Origin of the sequence: Scytonema millei VB511283 (assembly GCF_000817735.3) — a bacterium.
In the GTDB taxonomy this organism is placed as follows: Bacteria; Cyanobacteriota; Cyanobacteriia; order Cyanobacteriales; family Chroococcidiopsidaceae; genus Chroococcidiopsis; species Chroococcidiopsis millei_B.
The window spans coordinates 541,066-559,460 of the sequence record NZ_JTJC03000001.1; the positions used below are offsets into that span (position 1 = coordinate 541,066).

Consider the following 18,395-nt stretch of genomic DNA (forward strand, 5'->3'; position numbering starts at 1 on the left):
AAGCGACGTGACGTTTATCTTATACACTTTTTGTGAAGGATGAAGTGCGATCGCCAGTCAACCGTAAAACATACAGATACAATTATGAGAACAAGACTGCTAACAGGGGCAATATGCCAAAAATTACTGTTGAAATCCCAGAAGAACTCTCTGAGCAACTAGCTAGTGTTGGCGATCGCCTCCCCGAACTACTTGCTCTTAGTCTTCACCAGCCGCCCTTACCAGCTTACATTTATCATTACATTCTTAGCTTTTTAACTAGCAATCCTACACCCGAACAAATAGCTGCTTTTAGCCCTACACCTGAAATGGTGGCACGGTTATGTACTTTGCTACAACGCCACAAAGCAGGTGAAATTACAGATATGGAGCGTCAAGAACTAGATGAATACGAGCGCATCGAGCATTTAATTGTCACTATTAAAGCTGGTAATTTACCTTATCTAAAATCTAGGTCGTGAGCGTAACTTATATTCCAGTCGCGTTGCGTCGCTTAGTTGAAGAACGAGCAAACCATAGCTGCGAGTATTGTCTGCTTCCTGCGGGTTTAGCTTTTTTTCCTCATGAAGTTGACCACGTAATTGCAGAAAAGCATGGTGGTATAACGGAAGCTGATAATTTAGCTTATACCTGTTGGCGTTGCAACCGTCATAAAGGTAGCGATCTTGGTTCTTTCGATCCACAATTAGGAAGTTTCAGTTTTTTATTCAATCCGCGCCAACAAAGTTGGCTAGAACATTTCATTATTGAAAATTTTACGATCGCCGGATTATCGTCAGAAGGACGAACAACAGTGAAGTTGCTACAACTAAACAGTGATGAGCGAATAGCCGAACGGCAGAAATGGCTATTAGAAAATCTTTAGTAACACAAGTTATGGCGATCGCCTCCACTTTCTAATCGATCCATTCGAGTAATCCTAAAGAAGTAATACTACCGATTAAATGAGTCCCAATTAAGTTAACATTCGATAAAATCACCAAAATGTCTAAAGAACGAATTAAGTTTTGGCGATTGTAGATTGCAACTCCTTGAGGCACGGATAAGGATTTTGATAAGACTGCGATCGCGCTGACTTCAGATGCAACAAAAGCTATTAACATGCCGATAAAACTGACAATTAGACCAATTTTTAAAGCTTGAATGACTTCTTCTTTACGAGGATGAATCGTGCGATCGCTCGATTGCAAGCGTCTGGCTAAGCTTCGATCTCTAAAAGCCCAAACTATACTAAAAACAGCTAGTAATACCCCAACAATTGCTAAAAATATACTAAAACTAAGACCTACACTATTAGGGACTTCGCCAACATTGCGGCTAAGGATGGCAAATATTAAGGCAATTCCAGAGGTACTAGCTAATGCTAATTGTATCCAAAAGCTAAACCGACTAACAATGCGAAAAGCAGCAGCGAATCTTTGTTTGGTTGGTGTGGGTAAAGTGTCTTTGATTAATTCAGACATGGATGTTTCTCGCAGGCGTATTTTACCTTTGTTATAAAGAAGCTACTGAGAGAAATCATCAACCCAAAGTTAGCTGTTGGAATAATTTTATATATAATGACATATACCGTAGGGGCAGGTTCACCAGCAATCTCTGCATTTATGTAAAGATATTTGTAAACCTGCCCTTCTCGGGGTATTTGTCAAAGATCTGTTTTTATGTCGCGCAAAGACGCATACGCGGAGCGTTCTCGAAGAGTAGGCGCAAAGAAGGGCGCGAAGATATTTTGCTAGAACTACTTTGAGGGTTTGAAGTTGGAGAATTCGCAAATTGCACTGAAGGAACAATGCCGACAGTGATAACCTGGATTAGGAGGAAATATTTTACTAAACTTATACGGCTCTTGTTCGTAGTTATTAATATCTTGTTGGTGACGAGTTGCGATCGCAGCTAGCTGATTTTCAATTGCGTCAAGTTGGCTTGGTGTGACGCGGATTAGAGCAGATTTCTTACATTGTTCTAAATTATAAAATGAGGCAACTGCTGTATATTGAGGATATAAATAACGGGCAGCAACGAGATAGACAAATGCTTGTCTTTGGTCGAAAATAGATTTACCTGTTTTAAAATCGATAATATGTAATGTTTTATCTGATTCTGTTAAAATACAGTCCATCGTAGCATAAAGTCGAAATCGGTAATTTTGTTGTTCGATCCAAATTGGTTTAGGAAATCCTTCCTCACCACTGGTTAATTCGATGATATGTTTTCCTGCTAATAATGGATGAGCGTGATAATTTTTGAGAATCTGCGTTACTCGCTGCTGAACTTGTGCGGTTAATTTACCAAGTTTAAGTAACTGCGAGACTCTTTCCACACCATCTGGTTGAGTCAGAAATTGACGGTGACGGTGGAACTCGTAAACGCCTTTTTGCGCCAACAACCCGATCCGCTGCGGAATGCTAGCTTGAGTAAGCAAGGATTGAACGATCGGTTCTTTTTGCCTCGCCTTAATAAAACCCCGCTTCATTTGGCAATGCCAGCGTTCTTGTCCTGCGGCTGGGACAACTAACGACCACAAGTGATAACTAACAAAGGGTTGCCCAAGAATTGGCATCGTTCTCAGAAGAAACAACAAAAATACGGACTGTTTGACAAAGGCATGAAGTAAGAAACTTCTTGTACTATTGATGATGAATAGAGGGTGGCAAACTGTGAATGCCAGTCAGATCGGCAAAATTAAATTTGGTACTGACGGATGGCGAGGAATCATCGCTGACGATTTTACCTTCGCCAACGTCCGGCGAGTGACAAGGGCGATCGCAAGTTACCTAGAAACTGCATACACTAAAAGTAGACCAGTTTTGGTGGCTTACGACACCCGTTTTCTGGCAGAAAAATTCGCCCGCACCGCTGCTGAAGTTTTAGCAGAATTGGGATGGAGTGTGAAAATTACCGATCGCGACTGTCCGACTCCGGTAATTGCTTATAATGCCCGTTACTTAAACTCAGCAGGGGCATTAATGTTCACTGCTAGCCATAACCCTGCACCATATTGCGGGATTAAATATATTCCCGACTATGCTGGTCCTGCGACTCCAGAGATTACTGATACAATTGTGGCAAATATTTTTGGTGTGGAGGATACTTCACCAAAATTTATCCGCAATGACAGAATTTCTACTTTTAATCCCCAACCAGAATATCTAAAATTTCTCTACTCTCTGATCGATATCGAAAAAATTCGTCATGCGAGGCTGAGAGTCAAATACGATGCCCTCTACTCAACTTCTCGCGGCTACTTAGATACGGTATTGAGACACTGTGGTTGTGAGTTAGAAACATTCCACGCCTATCGAGATGTCTTGTTTGGTGGTGGAATGCCGGAACCAAAAGGCGAACAGTTAACTCAGCTAGTTGCAGCCGTACAAGCAGATGCCGCCGACTTAGGCTTAGCAACGGATGGAGATAGCGATCGCTTTGGTATTGTAGACGAATTGGGCAGTATCTTAACGCCGAATGCTGTCTTGTTAGTGCTTGCCCGTCACTTAATTGAGAACAAAAACAAAACTGGGGCGATCGTCCGTACCGTCGCCACCACACGTTTACTCGATAATTTTGCCGCTAAATACGGATTACCCTTGTACGAAACTCCTGTAGGATTCAAGTACATCGGGGAAAAAATGCGCGAAACCACCGTTTTGATTGGCGGCGAAGAATCGGGCGGTTTAAGCATCATCGGACATATTCCCGAAAAAGATGGGATATTAGCAAATATGCTAGTCGCTGAGGCGATCGCCTATACGGGTAAGCCATTGAGTCAACTAGTTGCAGAAGCAATTGCCGATGCTGATGGTCCCCTGTACAACCACCGCATCGATTTGCACCTCAGCGATGCCCACAAAGCCGCCATTATTGACAGTTTTACTCACAATCCTCCCAGCGCGATCGCCGGAATTGCCGTTAAAGAAGTGGGGCGCAAAGACGGAGTTAAACTGTATTTAGCAGAGGGTAGTTGGATACTCTTACGCCCTTCGGGTACAGAACCCCTCATGCGCGTCTACATGGAAACCAACTCTCTCGACAAGCAAGATCGAATTGCGATCGAAATGCAACGGTTGATTCGGCAAATTGGTAGTTGGTAGTTGGTAGTTGGTAAGTCAAAAGTTAAAAGTTAAAAGTCAAAACTGAGGAATCAGGAGTCAAAAGATAGGAGAAATATAAACACAAACTCTCACTACTCCCGACTCTCTACTCCCCACTCCCTACTCCCTAATCTATGAAATCCCTCGCTAGTTTTCTCACTTCTTCGGTTGTCGCTGTTTGGATTGTGGCAATCTCGCTACTATCTATGCAAAATGCCGATCCAATTCGGCTGAAGTTTTTACGCTATCAAACAATTCAATTACCCGTTGGTTTTGTTTTGGCTGTTAGTGCTGGTGTAGGAGTCGTCGCAACAGCTTTGATGCAGCCTCTATGGGGTATGGGTGATACGCCTGCACGATCTATTGAGGACGATATTGAAGATGAGTTTTCTTTTGATGAATAGCGTAGAAACGTTACATCTCATGTAGAGACGATACATGTAACGTCTCTATACGATCTTCTGGTACAGATCCGTTGTGGTGGGTTTTGGCGTACCGTTTTTCAGGATCGATACCTTTGAATGTGGGGGGTATCCAAACGCGGACAACGAGTAGAGCTGCTAATACCAGCAAAAAAGCACATGCAGCCAAAATTTGATTCCAGGGTACTTCCAAAACTCCCCGCACGATCACTTCTCTTAATACAGATACGATCGAGACTTCTACAGCGACACCAATCGACACTCGCTGTTCTTGCAGGTAAATAATTAGCAGTCGAAACAACTCAACCAGAATTAATAAAAAGAGAATATCAGCAGTGATTTGATGAAAGTTGAGGGGAGGTAACAGCATAAAGAAGATTCCCCTCAGTTGAATTGCCATCACACAGAACAAACCGACGCACAGAGAAATGACAATTAAATCCTGAATTGTTTCTAGGCTACGCACGATCGCACTACGATTGAAAAATTCATACCAATAATGCAATGGGCTTTTTAAAGGTTGATTCATTGGAAAATCCTCCTGTGTGCGGTTAGCTCGTTATGCTTACATTAACTTATGTTTTTAAGTTTTAAGTTTTGAAAAAGTTATATAAATAATTATTGTCCTCGATCGCAAGCGATAACTACGACTATTTACAGAAGACGGGTAATCGTTGCTGTGTTGAGTATCTGGAGCGATCGCCTGCCAAATTTTTTTCAAGATAGGTAAACATACCACAGAGATTTTGTTCTCTAAGCACATCTTTCCTTAGGAGGATTTGGGAAATTATGTGCGATGATTTCATGGAAAAAGTTTGTTTGAGGTGTAACTTGCATGAAAGCTAGATATCTATCATTCATAGGTATGGCGATCGCAGTGGCATTGAGTGGTGGTGCTGCTTGGGCGCAATCAAGTTCTGTACCGAAAGAAATCCAGCTTTCACAGGCAGATAGCCCGTCCCAAAGTCCGACTCAACCAACTCAACCCTCCCAGTCTCAGCCACCGACTCAAAAACCAGCCCAATCACAGGTTAGTCAGAAAGAACTGCAACAATTTGCTAACGCAGTCAAAAAACTACAACCAATTCAAGAGAACGCCCAAAATCAGATCGTTCAAGCAATTCAGCAGGAAAATTTGAGCGAAAAACGATTTGGTGAAATTTACCAATCGCGCCGAAACCCTCAAGCGCAGCCCACAGCTAAAATTACCCCTGACGAAAATAAGAAGTTCGACCAAGCCAACGCGAAAATCGAAAAAATCGAGCAGTCCACCCAAGGGCAAATGGAGCAAGCTGTCAAGGGCGAAGGTTTAGATATTCAGCGATTCAATCAAATCTTTCTCACTCTGAGACAAAACCCAGACTTGCTGCAAAAAGTGCGAGAAATGGTTAAGACTTCCGGGTAAAGAGTTAACAGTTGACAGTTGACAGTTAACCGTTAGCTGTCAACTGTTAACCGTCAACCGATCACAGCCAATTCCCTACCAAAACGTAGGGTGCCCAGTAAACTGGATGGCGATAGCGGGGATTTTGTAGTAGAGCGAGTTGAGCGCGGCGGAGTGCCTCGGCTTTTGTCATTTCAGCCGTAGATAGCTCCTGGTAAAACTGACTCATTAATGGTACGGTAGCGGCATCGCTGACATACCAGAGAGTCGCCAAGGTGCTACGCGCTCCGGCTCGTACTGCTACTCCAGCCATACCAAGCGCAGCTCGTCTATCTCCAGCGACGGTACGACAGCCGCTTAACACCAGAAGTTCGATCGCGTTTGGTCGTTCTAAGTCCGAGCTAGGTTCGCGTACCCGCAGAAGTTCGTCTAACTGCTTAACATTGATCGGTCCATCCCAAGCGAGAATATATGTTTGATCGGCTTGCGAGCCAAACTGAGCGTGACTGGCGATATGGACGATGGAAAAAGGCAGAGATTTAATTTGGTTTCTGAGCGATGTGCTAGTGAAATTTTGATTGAGTAGCTCTCTTCCTGGCACTTCCGAGCGAATTTGATTCAGCTCTAAGGCTACATTCGTCAGCGCTGGATAATCTCCTCGCGGTTCGGTCAATCCAGCAGTCAAGGCTCTCAAACGCTCTCGGCTTAAAGGTTGGGGCTGGAGTAATTCTAGACTGGGTGTGAGAGCGACGCTATATTTTTGAACGAGAAACTGTTTGCCATCGTGCAGAGCCGCCATTGGTAGTTTCTGCAAGGAAATATCCAGCACGAATACCAAAGTTTTTACACCACTCTTATCGATGTCAGCGGCGGCGGGTCGGATTAACCAGTCATAAACTTGTTGGGAGAGAGTCAAAAAGTCTTGAGAATAACGGATCACTAAATTTTGCCGTAACTGGTCGATCGCGCTTTCGACTTGAGTGCGAGGTAAAGCCGTGGCATAATGGCGTAAAGGTTGCTTGGGCAAGCTGAGAATAACTTCCAAACGGTCTTCTAAAATTACCGGATAAATCACAGCCGCTTGAGGATCGACGCGATCGATTTGAGTGGGCTGGGTATCCAAACAAGCTGCTCGAAAGAAATCGACGAGTTCGGCAGCTTTGAGAGATTCAAAGACGCTACGCGCTTGGTTGAGATTGTCTTGGCTCGGTTGAGTGCCATCATCTTGCAGCAGCAACCCGACAAACTGCCGATACACGGGTTCTACGCTCTCGCGGAAAGAAAACTGCACGCTGGGGTTGATGCTAACAAGATCGTTACGCAGAGATTGGAGAGTTTTCACCGCATCGGCATAAGCCGCGATCGCACCTTTATTATCTTGCTCCGCTTTCAGCAGCCTTCCTAACTGCCATTGCCAGCTATAAGCAATATCTGGAGCATCGATTGACTGAGTAATCGATAGTGCTTGCTGAGTCAGTTTTTTTGCCTCTGCCAACTGTCCCACCTGTTCGTACAATCCACCCAAGCTACCCAAAGCATAAGCTTCAGCTCGCGGATCTTTCAAACTCCGTGCCTGTTGCACCGCAGTCGCTAAGACTTTGGCAATTTCTTGGGTTGACGGTTGACGGTTAACGGTTGACGGTTGTTGCTCCTCTGCGCCTCTGCTTCCCTGCGTCTCTGCTCCCTCAGCTTTCTTCCCCCTACTCCCTGCTCCCTGCTCCCTGCTCCCTAACTTCATCAAACTATCCGCAAAGTTAATATGCGCGTAAACCGTAGCTCGGCTGGGAGGTAGTTGGGCTAGTTGAGTTTCGATTTGAGGAATTAATTCTCGGGCGGCTGAATCTCGTTGAGTTTGACTTAATACTTGCAGTTGATTGAGTTGAGCTTGAAGCTTAGTATTGGCAGTAGGAGCAGACTTTTCTGCTTGTTGATAGTAGTCTAAGGCTGCGTCGGTGTCTCCTTGAGCGCTGACCGTGTTACCTAAACTCAAGAGCGTTGCTGCGGTTTCTGGCGCAGAAGGTAGGCTTTGGGCAATTTGCAAACTTTCTTGTAGGGTTTTGCGAGACTGTTCCAGATCGCCAACTTGTTGTAGGACTTCTCCCAGGCTGCGCAAACTGACTGCTTTAGTGAGAGAAGCGGGAGTGTTACGCAGAGATTGGTTGAGTTCGGTCGATTTTGTCAAGGCACGGCTATAAAGCCCCATCGCCCGTAACGCTTGGACGGAATTAATCTGACTGCGGATCTCTCCTGCTTTATTACCAACTTGAGTATAGAGCGCTGCCGATCGCCCCCAAGTCTCGATCGCTGTTTCTGCTTCCCCTGTTAGTAGTTGCAATCTGGCTTGGATGTCTAAAGCTTGGGCGAGAACTTCTTGGGTGCGGGAGTCGGTAGGGGCGCACTGCTGTGCGCCCGTACAGGGGAGTCGGGATTCGGGGGTTTTCTCTGCTGCGTATCCGAGCAACTTGAGACTCTCATCGATCGCCTGTTTTGCTTCTGTCCAAGCGCCGAGTTGTTGATATGTTAGCGAGAGATTACTCAAAGCTAGGGCTTGCTTGAGAGTATCGTTTTTAGCACGGTAGTCTTGCAGTGCTTGTTGCAAGACATTGACTGCCTCTGCATACTGACCCGTATCGTAAAATGTTTTACCTTGTTGCAAGCGATCGCCCGTCTGTGCAATTGGGATTGACTGACTGGGAATCGTTGCAGATGGAGCGGGAATTTTGGCGATCGCGGGTACTTGTGTCGTACACAGCAATGCTACCAGGGCAAATAAGCTATATATAATTCGTTTTCTGTTGAAATAGATAGGCTCTAGTTGCGATCGAAAATGGGAAGAAACAGATTTTTTTCTATGCGAGTTTTTCATACCATTGATTTTTAAACGCGATAACGACGATCTGTAGGGGCGCACAGCTGTACGCCCCTAAAAATTGTGCGCCCCTACAGATATGTTTTGCATCCTTTTCCTACCGATCCTCACGGACGATTTCTATGTACAACTGGAGGACTAGGGGGAATCGTACCATTTACGGCTCAAAACCAGCATTAACTAGTCATGAATATTTAGCCGTAAATTTTCAATGACAAATTTTAGATTGTGAATTTCACGAACCTTGGCATGAGGTAGGTGAACTGTATCCGCGAGTGGTAGCTGAGGGTGCAGTCGTCAGGATCACCTTGCCATCGAGATCGAATTGCCAAGATGTGGCTTCCTGAATGGGTTCTACAGGAGTTGTTGCAGTCTGCGTTACCTCTGGGATACTTGACTCTACTGCGGCACGGTTTTGAGTTTCCGGCGTTTGCAGAGTTGCCCAATCGGTGAGGAGAGCATCAGGACTGAGTTTATCCCCTGGTGCGGGGGGTAACCCGCCACGTCCGGCGACGGTGAAGCGATTCTCTACTCCCGAAGGACACCCGGCTGCGACTAACGTGGAGGCATCGACCAATCCCGTAGGTAGTTCCACAATGTCTCGACTGGGATCGATATCAGCAGCGTTAAAGGTGACAGTACCGCTCAGAGAAGGATTAGTTTGAGAGATTGCGGTAATGTCGTTACTGGGTAGGCGGCTAGGATCTAACTGTGTCGGATCGTCAGTTCCCAACAAAGCCTGGAGTTCTTGACGCGAGAGTGGCGTGAAGCCAACGATACTATCGGCTGTAATATCGACCCTACCACCATTGCCACTGAATGCATTTGCAGTGATATCGTTATTGCCATCAGAGTTGGCAATGATGAGGGGAGTATTAATTGTGATATTACCCCCATTACCAGGTTGTCGGTTCGTCCCTGCTGTGGTTGATATTTGACTGTTATTACGCAGTCGTATTCCTTTGTTAGCTCGTAGTTGAATGTTACCGCCATCGCCTGAAGTGGTGATGGCAAAGATGTTACCTCGATCGAGGTTGAGCGATCGCACATCTACATCGATATTGCCTGCACTACCCTGTCCGACGAGGCTGCTGCTATTCAATTGAGCGCCATTAGTTAAAGAGAGCGATCGCCCCCGAAGGCGAATATCTCCACCTTGGCGATCGCCTCTTAACTCTGAAGTTCCTGAAATACTACTGAAAACGCTACTGGGAAGGTTATTGGTTCCTACACCATCCAAAACAATAGCATCGCGGGCATCAATCGTGACGTTGCCAGCGTTGCCTTGACCGAGGGAGCTAGCAGAGATTATCCCACCATTAGTCAAAGATATGGAGCCAGCTGCTACATTGACGTTACCACCATTGCCTACAGCTTGCGGTTGAACGGCGCTGAAAACCCCGCTACTAAATCCTCTATTACTCGTTCCATCAATGGAGAGGAGATCGCGGACATCGAGCGTGACGCTGCCAGCATCTCCTTGGCTAAAGGTGCTAGCAGAGATATTGGCTCCGTCTTTTAACGATAAAGAGCCTGTCGTGAGGCTGACATTGCCACCTTTGCCTACGCCTCCTTCCAAATTGCTGAAGATCCCGCCGCCAACCAGTGGACCTGTACCATCGAGATTAGTGTTATTTGCTACATTGACTGTAATGTTACCAGCGTCTCCTTCACCCCCAGAATTAGCATTGACTTGAGCGCCATCATTTATGGATAGCGATCCAGCACTCAAGTTAATGTCACCCCCCTTGCCTTTGCCAGTCGCTTCTACGGTGCTAAAAATGCCACTTCTGAAGTTGCGATCGATCTCACTAATGCCAACCAAATCGACAGCATCGCTCACATCGATCTCTACATTACCTGCATTGCCCTGCCCCGAGGTACTAGTCGTGAATTGAGCGCCATTAGTCAAAGAGAGCGATCGCGCTTTGAGCTTAATATCGCCACCTCTACGTCCGCTTTCCGGTTCGGATGTTCGATCCAACACGCTTAAGACTGAGCTAGGCAAACCATTAGAGCCTACTCCGTCAAATGAAACGCGATCGCCAGCCGTAATTGTAATATCACCTGCACTACCCCCACTAGTAGAAATGGCTTGCAATATCGAACCGCCGCTGGCAGAAATTCCCTCGGTGGTATTGACTTCTATATTGCCAGCATTACCTTTTTCCCTGGTTGAAGTCGCTATTTGCGTTCCATTTGTTAACGACAGCGATCGCCCATTGAGGCGAATATTTCCACCCAAGCGATCGCTTTGTATCTGTGGAATCTCGCCTAAAAAAGTAGAATTGCTCGGTATGTCTGATGGTAGAGCTAAAATGCTCGCTACTGCACCTCCATCAAAAGAAATGCGATCGCCAGCCGTAATTGTGACGTTACCAGCATTTCCCTGACTGTAGGAAGCAGCCTGCAACACTGAGCCGCCACTCACAGAAATACTTCCTGTGGTGTCAATTTGAATATTACCTGCATTACCTCTACCAAGAGTGGAAGTGGCGATTAGCGAACCGTTAGAGAGGGACAGCGAGCCTGCACGGAGGCGAATGTCTGCACCGTTGCCAATCCCCGATGGTGCTACAACACTCAATAATCCACCACTAACTCCGGTAATGGATACTCGATCTCGGGCTTGGATATCAACCCTACCAGCGTTACCTTGTCCGTTAGTGAGCGAACCAACTTGGGCATTACCGATAATATTTAAAGAACCTGTGGCGATCGAAATATTACCAGCATTTCCCGAACCGAATGTTGAGTTTTGGATACCGCTACTAGAAGTTGAGGAACTCGTGCCGTCCACGGTGACTGTATCTCTAGCATTAATTTCTATATTTCCTGCTTGAGAGTCAACTGTCCCTTGAAATATTCCAACCACCAAGCTACTTCTATCTGAAATACTGAAGTTTCGAGCATTGACGCTAATGCTACCACCATTGCTGGCAACCGTTCTCACATTGGCTGCGTTTGTGAGCGATATGTCTGATAGGGTTAAATCTGTAGGAAAGCTGAAGCGGAAACCACTGGGATCGGGATTAATTCCTACCACACCTGGAGCGGCGACTGCACCTAATTCTACACGTCCACCCGCAGCAGTTATGTCTCCGCCTTCTAAGCTGATATTCCCACCAATTAGCCCTATCGTTCTCCCAGGCTGTACCTGTAAACCGAAAGTACTAGCACGATTGACGATATTCCCTGGATTCGTGCCAAATTGCAAACCCAAGGGAACGCTGACGGTGAGTAGCGGCGCACCTGTATCTGGGGTAGCGCTAAACTGCGTTCCATCAGCAAAGTCGATACTGTTAGCTGTCGTGGCAATGAAGGAACCACCGACTATGAGTCTGGCGTTTTGACCGAAAATAATCCCGTTGGGATTGAGTAGGAATAAATTCGCCGTACCTCTTGCTGCTAAAATGCCGTCAATCTCAGATCTGGAGCTACCCGTAACTCTGGTGAGGATATTTTGAATATTTGCTCCGTTGTCAAATAAAGCTGCCCGTCCATTGGGGATGGAAAATTGCTCGAAGCTATGAAATAAATTACTTCCCCGCGTGGCTCCACCAGAAATTGTATCTATACCATCTGGGCTGGAGTTGACTATAGAATTATCTACGCCTAGAGTATTATCAGGTCTAATTGGGCTATCCGGTGGAACTTGAGCTAGCGTAAGACTCCCACTAGCGATCGCGCTTCCTACCACTACACCAACTAATCCTAGCCTGAGTGCCTCACACCAAAATATTCGCGTCATTTCTCCTCTTCCTGCTCGTTCCGCTTGTATCTTTTTAGACAACTAACTTAGTGTCCAAGGCTACACTGCCTAAAGAGATATTGCCAGAAAAGTCATCTATCTGTGATTAAGAATGCTTGCAAGGGTGTAGCGAAGTTGAACGAAGCGATCGCATTATTTCTATCTAAAGCAATTCGCGATCGCATATATGACACTGGTAGGGGCGCACAGCTGTGCGCCCCTACAGTCTGTAGGATAGAAAAGTATTCATTAGCGATCCCAAGTGGCTACAGAAAAAATTTCCGTCTCTCTCTCCTCATCTTTGGTGAGATTTATTGAGACTTACAAGAATACACATCAGCATAAATCCCACTCTCAGGTAATTGAAACAGCCTTGCAGTTGTTGCAGCAGGAGTTAGAAGCAGCTTACCGCAAAGCAAACCAAGAGATTGATTTTGATTGGGAAGTGACTGTTGCTGATGGTCTTGCCGATGAAACGTGGTGAGATTTACTCTTAACCCATCAATCTACATCTTCAGCTTTGAGCTATGAACTAGGGCAGGAAGTCGGTGTTGTCTTTAAATGACTTGATGATGTGGTATCGCCGCTAGTAAGAATTATCGCGCCGTTGCGATCGTATTGCCAGGATGTGGCTTCAGTTATGGTTTCTACGGGTGGAGTAGGTGTAGTATTAGTTGCTACTGGGGTAGTTGTTTCTACTGCGGCACGGTTTTGAGTTTCTGGTGTTTGCAGAGTTGCCCAATCGGTGAGGAGGGCATCAGGACTGAGTTTATCTGCTGGTGCAGGGGGTAAGCCGCCGCGTCCGGCGACGGTGAAGCGGTTTTCGGCTCCAGATGGGCATCCTGCTGCGACTAAAGAGGAGGCATCGACCAATCCTGTTGGTAGTTCCACAATATCGCGGCTGGGGTCGATATCGGCAGTATTAAAGCTGACAGTACCACTGAAGGAAGGATTTGTGAGGGAAATTGCTGCTACATCATTACTAGATGAGTTATTTAAGAAGTTGAGAAAGTCCTCTGCTGTGGGTGTATCAGTGCCTAACCGAGATTGAAGTGTTTCACCGTCAATTCGGTTTAGTCCAAAAATGCTTTGAGCATTAATTTCGATCGTACCGCCTTTGCCATTAAAAGCATTAGCAAAAATATCGTTATTACCCTCTTGCTCTCCTTGACCAGCAATAACCAAGGGAGAGTCAATTGTAATGTTGCCACCATTTCCACCTTGTCCCTCGCTTCCTGCTTCGGTTGTGATATAACTACCTTTGCGTAACCTCACACTTTTACTTGCTTGCAATCGGATATCCCCACCGTCACCTGATTCAGAGCTGGCGAGGATACCACCGTTATCGAGATTAAGGGTGCGAACGTTTACAATGATGTTCCCTGCATCTCCTGTTCCAAAGTTACTGGCATTCAATCGACTATTATTGCTAAGAGAGAAAGATCGGGCTTTAATGTCAATTGTACCGCCGTTACCCACTGCCCCAGTTTGAACTGTAGTGAAAACTCCGCTGCTACCACTAGCACTGAAAGCATCGCGCACGTCAATAATTACCTTGCCACCATTGCCACGTCCACCTGACAGTTTATTCTCATGTCCCTCGATAGCAGCAATAATTTGAGCACCATCAGTGAGAGAGAGCGATCCTGCTTTGATGTCAATCGTACCGCCATTGCCTTCTGCTTCAGGCGACACAGAGCTAAAAATATAACTACTTGAGAGCAAAATAAAATTATCTGCTTGCAAGAAGACGTTTCCAGCATCTCCTTCTCCAAAAGTGCCAGCAGTCAATGAAGTATTATTCTCTAATGAGATCGAGCGCGCTTTGAGCGTGATGTCTCCACCTCGACCTGTGCCTCCTACTTCCAAGCTACTAAATACACTACTTCCGTCAAAAGTAATACGATCGCTAGCAGTAATAGTTACGTTACCTGCATTTCCCCGTCCGGCATTACTAGTCTCCAGTAGCGAGCCATTGGTGAAAGAAACTGTTGGTGCTGAGATTTGGATGTCGCTACTATTACCTACTGCATTAAAATCTGTATTCGTCAAAATCGCACTTGCCGAAAAAGAAATCGAGTCATCCGCTTCGATAGAAACAACTCCTGAGTTGCCTTGTCCATTGGCAAAAAAACCAGCTTCTATCTGCGTTCCCTCGTTTAAGGACACGGTTTTAGCTTTGATGCGGATATTGCCAACATCTCCCTTTGCTGGTTGTCTCTCCAGACTTCCTATATTGCTCACAAGCTCGCTGTCTGATAAAGAAAGTGATTGTGCTGTAATAGTTATGTTGCCCGCATTTCCCTGTCCGGCATTACTGGTTTTTAGCAGAGAGCCATTGGTGAAAGAAACTGTTGGTGCGGAGATTTGGATGTCGCTACTATTACCTACTGCATTAAAATCTGTATTCGTCAAAATCGCACTTGCCGAAAAAGAAATCGAGTCATCTGCTTCGATAGAGACAATTCCTGAGTTTCCTTGTCCGTTGGCAAAAAAACCAGCTTCTATCTGCGTTCCCTCGTTTAAGGACACGGTTTTAGCTTTGATGCGGATATTGCCAACATCTCCCTTCGCTGGTTGTCTCTCCAGACTTCCTATATTGCTCACAAGCTCGCTGTCTGATAAAGAAAGTGATTGTGCTGTAATAGTTATGTTACCTGCGTTTCCCTGTCCGGCATTACTAGTTTTTAGCAGAGAGCCATTGGTGAAAGAAACTGTTGGTGCTGAAATGAGGATGTCGCTACTATTACCTACCGCATTAAAATCTGTATTCGTCAAAATTTCACTTGCCGAAAAAGAAATCGAGTCATCCGCTTCGATAGAGACAATTCCTGAGTTTCCTTGTCCGTTGGCAAAAAAACCAGCTGCTATCTGCGTTCCCTCGTTTAAGAGCACAGTTTTAGCTTTGATGCGGATAGTGCCAACATTTCCCTTCGCTGGATTTCCCTGGGAGCTGCCTACATTACTGAGGAGAAAGCTGTTATTTAAGGAGACAGTATCTTGCGCCCGCACGTCTATGCTACCTGCATTACCTTGTCCAAGGGTGGAAGTTGTAAGTCTCGCTCCATTAGTTAATTCTACCGATCGCGCCTTAATAGCGACATTACCACCGTTACCAGTAGCGTTTTCCCTAACACGGCTGAAAATTGTACTGCTATCTAAGGAGACGCTATCCGCAGCAGTTATATTAACATTGCCTGCATTACCAGTGCCAAAGACGCTGGCAGAAATCACACCACTATCAGTTAAGGATAAAGAACCAGTATTAATGTCAATATTGCCACCTTTGCCTGTGCCACCCTCGTCTACATTGTTGAAGACCCCACTAGAAAACCCTCGCTGGCTTCGTCCGCCAATTGCGATTGTGCCTTGAGCATTAACGTCTATATCTCCTGCTACAGCCCCAACCACTTCTTGATTTTCGCCAATGCCAGCAACTAGTTCGCTACCTCCAAATAAATTTAAGTTACGGGTATTAACTGAAATATGACCACCACCTCCAGCACTGACATTAACTATTGAGTCATTGGTCAGCGATATGTCTCCTAAAGTGAGGTCTGTAGGAAAGCTGAAGCGAAAACCACTGGGATCGGGGTTAATTCCTACCACTCCTGGGGCGGCTACTGCGCCTAATTCGATTCGTCCGCCTCTAGCAGTTAACCAACCGCCTTCCAGATTTATGCTTCCGCCAATCAACCCCAGGGTTTTTCCTGGTTGTACCTGCAAACCTACAACAAAATCGTTGCTGTCAGCAGATCGAGAACGATTGACAATCTCCCCTGCACCAGCACCAAACTGTAAACCCAAGGGAACGCTGACGGTGAGTAACGGCGCACCTGTACCTGGTGTAGCACTAAACTGCGTTCCATCAGCAAAGTTGATACTGCTTGCTGTCGTCGCAATAAACGAACCACCAACATCCAATCTGGCATTCGGACCGAAAATAATCCCGTTGGGATTGAGCAAAAATAAATTAGCTGCTCCGTTGGCTCTAATCAAACCATCAATATCAGATACAGAGCCACCTGTAACCCTACTAAGAATATTTTGAATATCTAAATCATTGCTAAAAATAGCTGCTCCGTTGGTCGGAACCGAAAACCGATCGAAACTGTGGAATAAATTACCACCCTGCCTAGTTCCACCAGTAATTGTCTGCTCACCGCCACTGATACCACTGACAGCAGAACCAACAGTATTGTCTGGAACAACTTGAGCCAGCGCAGGACTCCCAAATACAACAGCACTTCCAAATACGTTAGCGAAGCTTAACGAAGTTATCGCACCAAACAACCCTAGCCGCGCGCACCAGCGCCCAGCAACTGAAGATATTTGCAAATACATCTCTGCTATATAAATATTTAAGTTAATACCGATGACAGATGCCAAACCACCAATAACTATAAAATATTCACCGTAATAAAATAAAGCCCTAAAATCTGGAGAAATTGCGATCGCGCTACTTCCCCATACAACCAGGACAAAAATGTGCGATTCATCACATTTGCCCTTTATTTACACCATCTTCAGGAAAAAATCCAGACTAATTTGTAGTATTTACAATAAATGAACGAACCGAACTTTCGATAGAGGGAAAGCCGTATTATAAAAATACTTAACTTAATTTTTCCCTAATTGAAGTGCGATCGCGTCGTTTGCTACTCTCTGGCTTAGTTGAATTTCTATCCAGAAAAGCTAATCGGTATAAAAAATATCTGTCTACGGAGAACTGCAATGAAGATTAAACCGTGGCTGAAGTACGTAATCCCGATCTTGGCAATTGGTTGTTTTGCCCCTGTAGTCCCTACAACGACGCAGGCTGCACCCGCTAAAGCAGTCCAAAATGCCCAGTCCGATTACGATAACTTCATGCGACAAGGCTATCTTGCCACTGCTCAACGAGACTATGAAACAGCTCTAGTCAATTTTCGCAAGGCTCTCAACCTCCGGCAAGGAAACCCCTACGCTACCAGAGCAATTAACAACATCAGTAGCTATCTTTCGCAGCGCGGCGAAGCTACAATTTCCTTCGTACCCCCGGAGTGGGGCGCACCAGGAAACCGAGTTGGTGGTGCAACGCGGGGCTGTTTTAGTGGCAAACAAGCACTCACAGCTTTAGTTCCAAATACTAATACGGGAACGACGATCGCCGCCCAACCTACCTTATCGTTCTACGTGCCTGCAAATAAAGCCGAACAACTAGAATTAGTCGTACTCAACGATAAACAAAAGATCCTGCACAAATCTATTGTTGCTTCGCCAAAAACACCAGGGATTGTCAGCATCAACATGGCGAAAATGTCAGGTGCGCCATCTCTAGAGACGGGGAAAAACTATCAATGGTATTTCTCCATGATTTGCGATCCAAAAGACCGTTCGGCAGACGTAGTTGTAGACGGCTGGATTCAACGAGTTGAAGCCGATCCGATTCTGCAAAGCGAAATTCAAAAAGCCAAACCGAGCGATCGCGTCTCTTTATATGCGGCAAATGGCATTTGGTACGATACAGTAGCGGCAATGGTGGCAAGCCGTCAATCGACACCCAATAATTCAACCGTATCGCGAGAATGGTCGGATTTACTCAAATCTGTGGGATTGGGTGCAGTGGCTCAGGCTCCAATTGTATTGCTGAATTAAGATTCGTTCAACTCACTCGATCGAACAAAGCAATTATGCCCCTTGTCCCTAAAGCACCCCATGATTACGATAATTATGGACGTGCTTAGGGAATTCTTGCTAATGGTCAGTTATCAGGGAGCAGGGAGCAGGGAGCAGGGAGCAGGGAACGGGGAACAGGGGGAAGAGAGTTGAGGGAGTAGTGACTAATGACCAACTACCAACTACCAACTACCAACTACCAATGACCAATGACCAACAACAG

The 18,395-nt window shown here is 45.7% G+C and carries 13 protein-coding genes; 7 read left to right on the forward strand and 6 right to left on the reverse strand.

Going from position 1 to position 18,395, the window contains the following annotated elements:
- Window positions 1-32: 32 nt before the first annotated feature.
- Both QH73_RS02490 and QH73_RS02495 read left to right on the forward strand, forming a co-directional pair.
- Window positions 33-461 carry a hypothetical protein gene (locus QH73_RS02490; RefSeq protein WP_309476434.1) on the forward strand — a complete coding sequence of 143 codons (429 nt, stop codon included), beginning with the start codon at window positions 33-35 and terminating at the stop codon, window positions 459-461.
- On the forward strand, window positions 458-865 hold the full coding sequence (locus QH73_RS02495) for an HNH endonuclease (RefSeq protein ID WP_039715094.1): 408 nt from the start codon (window positions 458-460) through the stop codon (window positions 863-865). Before QH73_RS02490 ends, QH73_RS02495 begins: the two co-directional genes overlap by 4 nt.
- Before the next feature lie 31 nt (window positions 866-896).
- Here QH73_RS02495 and QH73_RS02500 read toward each other — a convergent pair whose 3' ends face one another.
- The gene (locus tag QH73_RS02500; protein ID WP_039715095.1) at window positions 897-1,463 is read right to left on the reverse strand and encodes a DUF3611 family protein; all 567 of its coding nucleotides are present in this window, start codon (window positions 1,461-1,463) and stop codon (window positions 897-899) included.
- Between the two features lie 275 nt (window positions 1,464-1,738).
- Window positions 1,739-2,560, reverse strand: coding sequence for a PD-(D/E)XK nuclease family protein (locus QH73_RS02505; protein WP_039715097.1), 822 nt, complete (start codon window positions 2,558-2,560; stop codon window positions 1,739-1,741).
- Between the two features lie 97 nt (window positions 2,561-2,657).
- On the opposite strand from QH73_RS02505, the gene QH73_RS02510 reads away from it, so the two are divergent.
- Together QH73_RS02510 and QH73_RS02515 are read left to right on the forward strand one after the other, a co-directional pair.
- Window positions 2,658-4,088, forward strand: a complete 1,431-nt coding sequence (locus QH73_RS02510; protein ID WP_374189006.1) for a phosphoglucomutase/phosphomannomutase family protein — start codon at window positions 2,658-2,660, stop codon at window positions 4,086-4,088.
- A 134-nt stretch (window positions 4,089-4,222) separates the two neighbouring features.
- Window positions 4,223-4,492, forward strand: a complete 270-nt coding sequence (locus QH73_RS02515; RefSeq protein WP_039715098.1) for a LapA family protein — start codon at window positions 4,223-4,225, stop codon at window positions 4,490-4,492.
- Window positions 4,493-4,502: 10 nt separating this feature from the next.
- On the opposite strand, the gene QH73_RS02520 is transcribed toward QH73_RS02515, so the two are convergent.
- Window positions 4,503-5,039, reverse strand: a complete 537-nt coding sequence (locus QH73_RS02520) for a phosphate-starvation-inducible PsiE family protein (protein ID WP_039715099.1) — start codon at window positions 5,037-5,039, stop codon at window positions 4,503-4,505.
- Window positions 5,040-5,345: 306 nt separating this feature from the next.
- Here QH73_RS02520 and QH73_RS02525 point away from each other — a divergent pair, with 306 nt between their 5' ends.
- Window positions 5,346-5,915 (forward strand): DUF4168 domain-containing protein, encoded by a 570-nt coding sequence (locus tag QH73_RS02525; RefSeq protein WP_132866507.1) that lies wholly within the window; start codon window positions 5,346-5,348, stop codon window positions 5,913-5,915.
- 61 nt (window positions 5,916-5,976) lie between these two features.
- On the opposite strand, the gene QH73_RS02530 is transcribed toward QH73_RS02525, so the two are convergent.
- Together QH73_RS02530 and QH73_RS02535 are read right to left on the reverse strand one after the other, a co-directional pair.
- Entirely contained in the window at window positions 5,977-8,760 is a 2,784-nt protein-coding gene (locus tag QH73_RS02530; protein ID WP_039715100.1) for a CHAT domain-containing protein, read from the reverse strand.
- Between the two features lie 238 nt (window positions 8,761-8,998).
- On the reverse strand, window positions 8,999-12,514 hold the full coding sequence (locus QH73_RS02535; RefSeq protein WP_132866509.1) for a two-partner secretion domain-containing protein: 3,516 nt from the start codon (window positions 12,512-12,514) through the stop codon (window positions 8,999-9,001).
- A 262-nt stretch (window positions 12,515-12,776) separates the two neighbouring features.
- Between QH73_RS02535 and QH73_RS02540 the strand changes: the two genes are divergently transcribed.
- A complete protein-coding gene (locus tag QH73_RS02540) occupies window positions 12,777-12,998 on the forward strand; it encodes a hypothetical protein (protein WP_039715101.1) in 222 nt (73 codons plus the stop codon).
- 41 nt (window positions 12,999-13,039) lie between these two features.
- On the opposite strand, the gene QH73_RS02545 is transcribed toward QH73_RS02540, so the two are convergent.
- Complete coding sequence (locus tag QH73_RS02545; protein ID WP_165587607.1) at window positions 13,040-16,852, reverse strand: two-partner secretion domain-containing protein; 3,813 nt, start codon at window positions 16,850-16,852, stop codon at window positions 13,040-13,042.
- Window positions 16,853-17,248: 396 nt separating this feature from the next.
- On the opposite strand from QH73_RS02545, the gene QH73_RS02550 reads away from it, so the two are divergent.
- Window positions 17,249-18,151 (forward strand): DUF928 domain-containing protein, encoded by a 903-nt coding sequence (locus QH73_RS02550; protein WP_039715103.1) that lies wholly within the window; start codon window positions 17,249-17,251, stop codon window positions 18,149-18,151.
- Window positions 18,152-18,395: the final 244 nt, after the last annotated feature.

Coding starts and splice junctions, on each gene's coding strand:
- QH73_RS02500 (WP_039715095.1), bottom strand. CDS start 1,463: ATGTCTGAATTAATCAAAGACACTTTACCCACACCAACCAAACAAAGA.
- QH73_RS02505 (WP_039715097.1), bottom strand. CDS start 2,560: ATGCCAATTCTTGGGCAACCCTTTGTTAGTTATCACTTGTGGTCGTTA.
- QH73_RS02515 (WP_039715098.1), top strand. CDS start 4,223: ATGAAATCCCTCGCTAGTTTTCTCACTTCTTCGGTTGTCGCTGTTTGG.
- QH73_RS02520 (WP_039715099.1), bottom strand. CDS start 5,039: ATGAATCAACCTTTAAAAAGCCCATTGCATTATTGGTATGAATTTTTC.
- QH73_RS02525 (WP_132866507.1), top strand. CDS start 5,346: ATGAAAGCTAGATATCTATCATTCATAGGTATGGCGATCGCAGTGGCA.
- QH73_RS02530 (WP_039715100.1), bottom strand. CDS start 8,760: ATGAAAAACTCGCATAGAAAAAAATCTGTTTCTTCCCATTTTCGATCG.
- QH73_RS02535 (WP_132866509.1), bottom strand. CDS start 12,514: ATGACGCGAATATTTTGGTGTGAGGCACTCAGGCTAGGATTAGTTGGT.
- QH73_RS02550 (WP_039715103.1), top strand. CDS start 17,249: ATGAAGATTAAACCGTGGCTGAAGTACGTAATCCCGATCTTGGCAATT.